Origin of the sequence: Rhodoferax sp., assembly GCF_014859475.1 — a bacterium.
GTDB lineage: Bacteria > Pseudomonadota > Gammaproteobacteria > Burkholderiales > Burkholderiaceae_C > Rhodoferax.
The window spans coordinates 1-2,466 of sequence record NZ_JACUUE010000290.1; the positions used below are offsets into that span (position 1 = coordinate 1).

Below are 2,466 nucleotides of genomic sequence, written 5' to 3' on the forward strand. Positions count from 1 at the left end.
GCCGCCCATGCCTTGCACGATGAAGTCGTAGCCTGGGCGCCGAGCGTACGGGCCGGTTTGGCCAAAGCCCGTAATGGAGCAGTAAATCAGATTCGATTTGATTGCCTTCAGACTTTCATAGTCAAGGCCATACTTGGCAAGCTGCCCGACTTTGTAGTTCTCGACCAGAACGTCAGCTTCGGCAACGAGTTGCGCGATAAGCGCCTGCCCCTGCGGAGTTGAGATGTCGAGCGTGACCGATTTCTTGTTTCGGTTCACTGCCAGGTAGTACGCCGCCTCTGTCGTGTCGTTGCCTTCCGCGTCCTTGGCATACGGAGGGCCCCAATGGCGAGTATCGTCGCCAGCATGGGGACGTTCGATCTTAATGACTTCGGCACCCAGGTCGGCCAGAGTTTGCGTGCACCATGGACCCGCCAACACCCGGGTTAGATCTAACACACGCAGATGACTAAGGGCGCCCATATCAATTCAATCCAACGTTGGTCGTCTTCACCACCGCGAGCCGTTGACTGAGTTCGTTTCTCACGGACGTCGGCAGTCGAACCGCTTGCGGCACTGTGCCCTGGCAATGCCTGGGCGGTCTGCGCGCGGTGCGCGCAAACTAGCCCACAATTGTCCGTAGTTAAAGTCCAATGAACAATCACAAGAAAACGTGACAATCTGTCAAAAAAAACTGTAGGTTCCAGTGATTGAGGAGGCGCTTGGCGGTACCCATCTTTGGGATTTGGTGTGTGCGGCGCCTCATTCTTTTGGACTCAGCTGGCCCACGCGCGGGCTTTTTCCACGACGAAGTTGATGAGTGTGCGTGTCGCCAAAGTTTGGTAGCGACCCGGCATACGCAAAAGAAACATGCGGGTGCCGAACACGCTTAAGCGCCAATCATTCAATGTCGTGCTGACGCGTCCCTCTGCAACGTCCTGCTGAACGACATAGTCGGGCACCAAGCCGACACCCAAGCCTGCCAAGATGGCTTCGCGCAGGAACTGAAAATTCTCTGAAGCCAACGTCGGGTGCAGTATCAGTTCGTGGCGCTGCTCGTCTTGGTAAGCCGAAACCCGTAGATCCCGCCCGGCCACGGCCGAGGTAATCAGAGGTACGTGGCCTAGGTCTTCCAACGTAACAGGCATGGAATGCGCGTCCGAGTAGCTGGCCGACGCGCACGTGACATAGCGCACTCGCGCCAACTCGGTGGCGACCGTTTGCTGGGGTGGCTCGGACATGACCCGAACCGCCACGTCGACCTCGTCCCGCAGCAAGTCATCCACGCGGTTGTCGAAAAGCAGGTCCAGCGCGATGTCTGGGTACTGCCGTTTGAAGTCGATGAGCCAGCCGGACATCACCATGTGGCCGAAGCCCGTGGGCACGCTCAGGCGGACCGATCCTTGCAGCGTCTTGCCGAAGACAGCCACAGATTCCTGTGCGGCCATCAGTTCGTCGCGGATGACGCGCCCATGCTGATACAGACGCTGGCCAATTTCAGTCAACTCGACGCGCCGCGTCGTGCGCCTCATCAACTGCTGCCCGATGGATTTTTCCAGTTGGGTCAGCCGGTAGCTGATGTTGGCTCGGCTCATCTTCATGTTTCGAGCCGCATTGCTGAGGTTGCCGGCCTCTACGATGTCCACGAAAAGCACAAGTGAGTGAGCGTCCATCACATCTCGATTGTCATAAGAATTTGTACAGCGTGTTCACATTCTTTGGGATTGTCAAGGCTGGCCGACGAAAGAACAATGCAGCCAATCCATAGGAGATGTCATGTCGCTCGACCAAGAAACCTTCAAATTGCTCAAGGACAGTGTTCAACGCTTCGTCAGGGAGCGGCTGATGCCCGCCGAGGACTATGTCGAGGAGCACGATGAAGTGCCCGCCGACATCGTGAGCGACATGAAGGAGTTGGGTCTGTTCGGTCTCTCAATCCCTGAGGAGTTCGGTGGCATTGGCCTGACGATGGCACAGGAATGCGAAGTGGCCTACGAACTCGGTCACACGGCGCTGGCATTCCGCTCGGTGGTCGGGACGAACATCGGCATTGGTTCGCAAGGCATTTTGATTGATGGCACTGCCGAGCAGAAGGCTGAGTATCTGCCGCGTATTGCCAGCGGTGACCTAGTTGTGTCGTTCGCACTCACCGAACCCGATGCGGGCTCCGACGCAGCCTCCATCAAAACCAAGGGCGTGAAGGACGGGAGCGACTACCTGCTCAGTGGCACGAAGCGTTTCATCACGAATGCTCCGCGCGCGGGCGCGTTCACGCTCATGGCCCGAACTGAAGGGGCAGGCGCAGGTGGTATTACCGCGTTTATCGTGCCTGCTGGCTTGCCAGGTCTGTCGCTGGGTAAGCCTGATCGCAAGATGGGCCAGCGCGGTACCAAGACGTGCGATGTGAACCTCGACAACGTGCGCGTGCCAGCTGCAAACATCATCGGTGGGGAACCCGGCAAAGGCTTCAAGACGGCCATGAAGGTA

3 protein-coding genes are annotated in these 2,466 nt (G+C 57.8%); 1 reads left to right on the forward strand and 2 read right to left on the reverse strand.

Annotated elements, in window-relative coordinates:
- A partial coding sequence (locus IBX54_RS14500) for a CaiB/BaiF CoA-transferase family protein (protein WP_296543364.1) occupies positions 1–462 on the reverse strand: 462 nt, incomplete at its 3' end.
- Between the two features lie 293 nt (positions 463–755).
- A complete protein-coding gene (locus IBX54_RS14505) occupies positions 756–1,652 on the reverse strand; it encodes a LysR family transcriptional regulator (RefSeq protein WP_104577667.1) in 897 nt (298 codons plus the stop codon).
- 103 nt (positions 1,653–1,755) lie between these two features.
- On the opposite strand from IBX54_RS14505, the gene IBX54_RS14510 reads away from it, so the two are divergent.
- A partial coding sequence (locus tag IBX54_RS14510) for an acyl-CoA dehydrogenase family protein (protein ID WP_296543365.1) occupies positions 1,756–2,466 on the forward strand: 711 nt, incomplete at its 3' end.